General features: G+C 64.9%; 4 protein-coding genes and 1 pseudogene. 3 read left to right on the top strand and 2 right to left on the bottom strand.

The window, feature by feature from the left end; genetic code table 11:
• Positions 1-595: 595 nt before the first annotated feature.
• Positions 596-2,623, bottom strand: coding sequence for an ATP-binding protein (locus VGX25_RS17110; RefSeq protein ID WP_326918797.1), 2,028 nt, complete (start codon positions 2,621-2,623; stop codon positions 596-598).
• A gap of 1,270 nt (positions 2,624-3,893) precedes the next feature.
• A complete protein-coding gene (locus VGX25_RS35710; protein ID WP_414635845.1) occupies positions 3,894-4,175 on the bottom strand; it encodes an Lsr2 family DNA-binding protein in 282 nt (93 codons plus the stop codon).
• 34 nt (positions 4,176-4,209) lie between these two features.
• Between VGX25_RS35710 and VGX25_RS17105 the strand changes: the two genes are divergently transcribed.
• From VGX25_RS17105 to VGX25_RS17095, 3 genes and pseudogenes are all read left to right on the top strand, one after another.
• On the top strand, positions 4,210-4,875 hold the full coding sequence (locus VGX25_RS17105) for a hypothetical protein (protein ID WP_326918796.1): 666 nt from the start codon (positions 4,210-4,212) through the stop codon (positions 4,873-4,875).
• Between the two features lie 545 nt (positions 4,876-5,420).
• Positions 5,421-6,338 carry a class I SAM-dependent methyltransferase gene (locus tag VGX25_RS17100; RefSeq protein ID WP_326918795.1) on the top strand — a complete coding sequence of 306 codons (918 nt, stop codon included), beginning with the start codon at positions 5,421-5,423 and terminating at the stop codon, positions 6,336-6,338.
• 88 nt (positions 6,339-6,426) lie between these two features.
• Positions 6,427-6,872: pseudogene (locus tag VGX25_RS17095) on the top strand (hypothetical protein); the annotation flags it as partial.

The raw sequence follows: 6,872 nt of genomic DNA, 5'->3' as shown, positions 1-6,872 counted from the left end.
TAGAATGCTGGTACAACCCGAAACGGAGACACTCCAGTATCGGAATGCACAGCCCCATCACGTTTGAAGCCCTCCACACCGGGTCAGACCAAGATCACTGACCCCACACCCGACGTGTCCGGCCAACGGGGCCAAGCTCATCGGTCAAAAACTCGGCGCCCGCAACCGCGTACAAATAGTCGCACTAGCCATACGCGCCGGCGTCATCCACTAACACTAACACCACCAAACCAACGCAGACGGGCGGATAGATTGCTGGGGCTTGTCAAATAGCAGCACCCAGTTAGTCTCATGCTATTGGTGTGCCGGCAGAAATATGCATCGGCGGGAAACGGCGGTGACTATATCGACAGAAACCTCGTCATACGCCCAAGCCGAATTGATGGCCCGGACCTCTTTCCGACAAGGGGCCGGGCCCGTTCACCGACCTCACCCGATCCCGGTCGTCCGGACAACGCGACCGTCACATCGCGAACACCGCTGAGCTGCAGCCGTCTGCCGGCCGTACCATTGGCAGTCCTCGCGCAGGACCGCACCCCGATCGGTCCGCGTCGGCCCCTCCAACCAACCAGAGCCCGCAAAGCGTCGTCGTCGTTCAGCGTGGTGGTGTGCCCATGGCGGTGTGTAGGGCACGGGCCTGGTTGTGATGGTGGTGGGCGGTGTGCGGGTCGGCCAGTGCGGTGTGTGCGCGGGCGAGTTCCTCGTGGGCTCTGGCCTGCTCGTAGCGGTCGCCGAGTCGGGTGGCGATGGTCAGGGCGTGGCGGTGGTGGGGGATCGCCTGTTGGGGCGAGCCGGCGAGGCGCAGTGTGATACCGAGGTTGTTGCGCACCTCGGCCTCGTATTGGGGTTGGTCGAACTGGCGGATTATGGCTAGGGCTTCGTGCTGGTGGTATTGGGCTTCCTGGTGATAGCCCAGCTCGGCGTAGGTGAGACCGATGTTGCTCAGCACGTCGCCTTCGTGGCGGGCGCCGATCCGGCGGAAGGTGGCGAGGGCCTGATGGTAGTGGCCGAGCGCGTCCTCGTGGCGGCCGAGTTTTCGGCAGGCCAAGCCCAGGCTCTCGAGAATTATCCCTTCGCCGTAGTGGGCCTGCACGTCGTGCAGGAGGGCGATCGCGCGCCGGCCAAGGGTGAGCGCGAGTTGGTAGTTGCCGAGTCGCACGTGGACGGTGCAAAGGTTGCCGAGCATGCGTGCTTCGTGGTGGCGGCTGCCGATGTGCCGAGCCTGCTCCAGGGCGCGCTGCCAGTGGGCCAGCGCGTCGTGGTAGCGCCCGCGGCGCCACAGCACGGCGCCGTAGTTGCCGAGCACCGGCATGGCGTCACGGGGGTCCACGGTGCGTAGGGCGGCGGTGTGCAGCAGCGCCTCGTCGTCGTAGTGGGCGCTCAGATCCAGGTAGCGGAACAGGATGCGGGACAGCTGGGCAGTGTGGTCCGGCCGGCCGTGGTCGGCGGCGTAGAGTGCGACCGCGATTAGGTTGGCGCGTTCGGTGTCCAGCCATGCCAACGCCGCCGCGGGGTCGGCGAATGCCGCGGGGCCAACTCGGGACGACGCCGGCTCGTACGGAGCGTAGAGGTCAATCGCCCGGGCGGCCGTGATCAGATGGTGGTCGAGGAGCGCGGACAGCGCAGCCGAGCGGTCCGCCGCGCTGTCCTGGGTCGTGGCTAGGTCTGCCGCGTAGTCGCGGAGCAGGTCGTGCATGGTGATCCGGCCGTTGTCGACCTGCACCAGATGCGCCCGGCCGAGCATGGCCACCAGCTCGCCCGCCTCGTGCACGCCGACCCGGCCGAGCGCGGCGGTTGCGGGGAGGTCGATGTCCGGGCCGGGGTACCAGCCGAGCCGGCGGAACAGCTGGGCGGCCTGCGCGGGCAGCTGGCGGTAGGTCCAGGAGAACACCGCCGGCACGGCCGTCGGGCCGGCTCGCAGGACCGTCAGGCGGCGGCGCCGGTCGTCCAGCTCCAGCACCAGTTCCGCCAACGGGGTGGTGCTCCGCCGGTTCGCCAGCTCGGCAACGATGCGCAGGGCCAGCGGAAGCCGCGCGCAGTGCCGCACGAGGTCCGCGGTCGCGTCCGGGTCGGCGTCCAGCCGGGCACCGACCAGAGTCCGCAGCAACGCCATAGCCTCGCCGGAGGTGAGCACGTCAAGCTCCAGCCGCCGGGCGCAGTATCCGGCCACCAGCTCGGGCATGCTGTCGCGGCTGGTCACCAGCACGAAGCAGGAGGGTGTGCCCGGCAGCAGTAGGCGCAACTGCTCGACCGAGGACGCGTTGTCCAGCACCAGCAGCATCCGCCGGCCGGCGACCAGAGCGCGGAACATGCTCGCGCGCTCCTCCACCTCTGCCGGGATGTCCCGGCCCGCCACACCCAGCGCGGCCAGAAAACGGTTCAGCACCTCGGCCGGGGTCGCGGGCAGGTCCGGGTCGTACCCGCGCAGATTGGCATACAACTGTCCGTCGCGGAAACGATCCCGAGCCCGGTGCGCCCAGTGGATGGCAAGCGCCGTCTTGCCCACCCCCGCCGTGCCGGTGATCAGCCCGACCGGCACCGTGCCGACGAGATCATCCAGGCCGGCCACAGCATCCACCCGACCGGTGAACGCGGAGACGTTCGGCGGCAGCTGTCCGGCCACAGCCCCCACACGGTGCCACCGGATCAGCCGAAGCCGAGCCCCAAGAGCCGACATGAACCCGAGAATACCGACCACACAAGAAAACACCCCGGTCCCCGAGCCGAACGGCAACTGTGAACGGCTCCCAGCCAGGACAAGCTGACAGCTGTCCGGCGCGCATGGCCATCAGCTGCACGTCGTCGCGTCGAGCGAGCTCGTTGAGCCGCAGCTGCTCTGCACGCAGCTGCTGGTTGACCCGATCGGTCACCTCGTCGTCGACGAAATAACGGCCCAGAACACCGAAGTACCCGGCCAGCGCCTGCAGATGCTTGTACGTCGGATTATCCTTCTTGGATTTACGGAGCTGCCAAATATAACTTTGGGAGATCGTGACCTCTCCCCGCGCGCAGACCACCGCGGCAACCTGTTGCTCATTATTATATTCCTGACCGTCGCGCAGCGTGTGATGGCGAACAAGATAGTCAGCTTGTCTGCTAACCGCCCGCGTTCGTCTCGTCCGCCATCACGACCCCTCTCCGGCAGCGCGCACACATTTCACTACAGTAAACCCGTTACCACAGACGTTTATTCGTCAATTGACACGATGCCACCGCTAAGCCTATGACTCTCCCAGACACGAGATCAAGTACGCAGGTCAAAGTATCAATCAGGTCAAGTTAGAATAATCGCGTTATGCGTCGGTCCGATACCCGGATGCTCGCAGGCATCGTCACCACCCGGTCTCCACCATCTGGAGGTATGGCGGTGAGTGAGCCGCGACCGGCGCCAGCGACGCGGCATTGCTCAGGGGTGGTGCTGCGGGATGCCGTGGCCGCGTATGACCTGCTCTACCAGCGCCATGGCGTATTAGTGGGCGCTGCTGCCGAGCAGACCGCCCAAATGTTTCGCCAAAGGCATTAGCGACATCTCATGCGGTACTTGAAGTAGTAATGGCACGACTTTCGCTAGGCGCTATCGCCGAGCCGCTGTCTCTAACAGAAAAAAGATCACGTATGCGGCGGGCATCGGTCGGGCCGGCGTCAATTTTCCGCATTGGCACAGAAGGACCCGACCCTCTGCAGGCGCTCAGAGGGCCGGGCCCGCTGTCCATTCCCTCCGGTCGCTGCAGGCCATGAGGAGAATGAGCCGGGTAAATCTACAGCCCCCAGTTGGGCTGCCGCCAGACAACGTCACCCAATTGAGTGAACACCCGTCATTGATCACCCGAACGTCTGGGCGTTGGAGGCAGCGCTCGCCAGCGACGTAGTGGGTGACGATGCGGCCAGGCTGCTTAGTCCGAGACCGCTGGTCGCTTGGTCTTGCGCCGGCGCTTCGTGGTCTTGCTGGCAGTGGCTTGGGCTTGCCCGAAGGCGTCGATGACATGGTCGGGAATGCGGCCACGGTCGGCCAGGTCGAACCCGTTGTGCCGGGCCCACTCGCGGATGGCGTAGATACCGCACCAAGGTGGGTGAACAGGTTGAGGCGAGAAGTCTAGACCGCGCTGCTCATGGTCACGTGAACAGGCCAAGCTCAAAGAGCAGCAAGAAGCCGGTACGACCAATTGCCTGGCCATCCAGAAATATCCGCGTCCGCCCAGGCGGCACCTCATGTACGTCTTCGAGGGCTTGAAGGGCGAGGACGAGCCGGACTTCCAGGTGCCGGTCCACTACTTTCACTTCCAGAATTTTCGGCCCGAAGTCATGCGGCTGAAGCAAGACGATTACTTCGAGTACGTCGAGCTGCCGGCCGACACCAAGAAGATCATGCGCGGACACCAGGCCAAGGCCACGGTCGTCTACCGGCACTACCTGTCCTACGACGGGCTGCTGACCTGCTTGGAGCTGAACGAGCTGGTCGACCGAGCGGTCATCACGCGGATCGAGGCGCACTACACCTTCCTCGGCCAGTTCCTGCACCCGACCAACGATGCCGCCCGGCAGTTGCACGAGGACTGCATGGTTTTGTCGGTCAGATGCGACCGCGTTTCTCCGCGACAACCGACCGCACCCTGTTCGGTGGGGAGGCTTGTGTTCGTGAGGTCCGACCGCACCCGATCCCCGGCTCGTGAGGCGGACATACTCGCATCCTTGCCGCCCCTGGCTGTAGCGAAGGCGCAGGTCCAAGTGGTGTCGTTTGCCACCTGTTGCGCGACCACCACGTTGCCGGTCGGTGGACCACCAACGGCAGGTGATCCATCGAGAGAACGTGTTTCAGATCCGCGTTGCGGAGCGATCATGGTGACGGTAACCGAGCGCCCGGAAATGCTGAGATGAGTACGGTTCTCGCTGTCTATAGTGACTTGGGAGCCTGTCAACGGTTGATGCGATATTGCGTTCACGGTTTCCGAAACCCATTATTTTTGAATGAACGATTCCAATTTTCGATGAGGGCCCTTGTTCGCTGCCGCGACCCGGTAAAAGGAGACAGCTTGCACGGCAAACCCAGCACCAACAACGAGCATGATAACCGAACAGGCGATAACTAAGATTTGACTCACCGCGTCAAGGCTTCCGGCCAGAAAGAGGCCGGAAACCCTCAGCGCGGGCAGATCCGTTCCGCACCGGCAGATTCGGCGGAGATTCCCGCGGAGAAAGTGCCACCCTGAATGCCGCCGTACGTTCCATCGCGCACCAGCACGCACGTGTCGTTGATCATTCGCTCCTACTTCCTATCGTCGTGCGGCGGTTCTCCGCCGCAACAGACGATGCCGGAAAGCCGGTCAGACCTGGTTGACGACGGACGCACAGAAGTTGTCGGCAGGCGCACGGGAAGGTTGGTCGCCGGCGTGCCGGGTCGGGAAATGTGTTTGGGTGGTCCTATGAGCGCTGTCGAGCAGGTGCGGGAACGGATCGGTGAGCTTGCCGACTCCGCGTGGATGCTGGCCGCGGTGGCTACGCTGCTGCAGAATCCAGAAGCGGAGTTGACCGAAGAGCACGGCGCCGTGCTGGGACAGGCGGGGCTTGCCCAGCGCGCCGGGAACGGAAACTGGGTCCCCATCGACGGACTCGCCGCGTTGCTGGCCGATCCAGCCGCGGCGGGCGCCTTGAACCTGATCGGCAACCTGCGTCAAATGGTGGTCGCCGCGAGCGGAACGACCGGTTGGGCCAACCAGGACGACGCGACACTGCGTGCACAAGGTGACGCGTCGCAGGCCAGCGCCCTGCCATTCCTGTCCCGGATCGTGCCGCAGGTGGAAGGGCTGGATGCCCTGCTGCGCGAGCCAGGAGCCATGTTGCTCGATGTGGGAACCGGCACCGGCGGTATTGCGGTCGGGTTGTGCGACGCGATCCCGACGTTGCGCGTTGTCGGCATCGACGTGCTCCCCAACGCGCTCGATATGGCCAAGGACCGGGTCGTAGCCGCGATGGTGGCGGACCGGGTAGAGCTGCGCCGGCAGGACGTGGCCGAGCTGACCGACCGCGCCAGGTTCGATGTCGCCTGGTGCCCAGTGGTCTTCGTCCCCCAGGCGGCCGTTCGCGCCGCACTGCCCAGACTCCGCGAGGCACTCAAGCCCGGCGGCGTGATGATCTTCGGAATCGTCGGCTACTACGGTGCCACCCGAACCGACACGATCACCGCTTGGCGCGTCGTGTCGAACGGTGGCACACCGTGGACCAGCGCCGAGATGGCCGCGGCTGCCACCTCAGCCGGTTTCGCCGGGGTGCGGGAGTTGCCGGCCCTACCGGGTACCGCGGCGTTCCTCGTCGCTCGGCGTCCGGACGTCGCCGACACCTGAGGCGCAGCTGGTCGATATTTGAATTGCTGACCAACCCGTCGGCCTGGCTATTCTGTTGAGGATCGCCAGCGCCCGCGGGAGCGTCCGCATGATGGACATCGTGTTCCGAACCGACGACCTGCCCGTCACCGACCGGTTCGACTACGTTTACGAACTGACCAAAGGACCGCCCATCCCGGTTATCAGCCAGGTCGACAGCACAACCGGCTTTCACGCCAGCTGGCGCCGGCTTGACTTGGATGCGGTGCGGGTGTACGCCATGACCGGATCGACCATGCGGGTGACGCGCTCGGCGCAGCTGGTCCGGCGGATCGACCCTGAATACTGCAGCCTGTACGTCTTTGTGTGCGGCGAATACCGGTTTGCGCACGACGATCAGGTCACCGTGCTCGGTCCGGGAGACATGGTGTTCGCCGACTCGTCCCGACCCTTCGACGGATGGATGGTCGAAGATCAGTCCACCCGAGCACCGTGGCACCACGTGCACATCCAGTTTCCGCGGGCGCTGCTGCCGCGGCCGGCGCTGCTGGTGTC

The organism is Actinophytocola sp., assembly GCF_035942955.1.
Classification (GTDB): Bacteria; Actinomycetota; Actinomycetes; order Mycobacteriales; family Pseudonocardiaceae; genus DASYTH01.
Note: the sequence above shows the minus strand (reverse complement) of the source record. Positions and strands in the feature narration are given on the sequence as shown.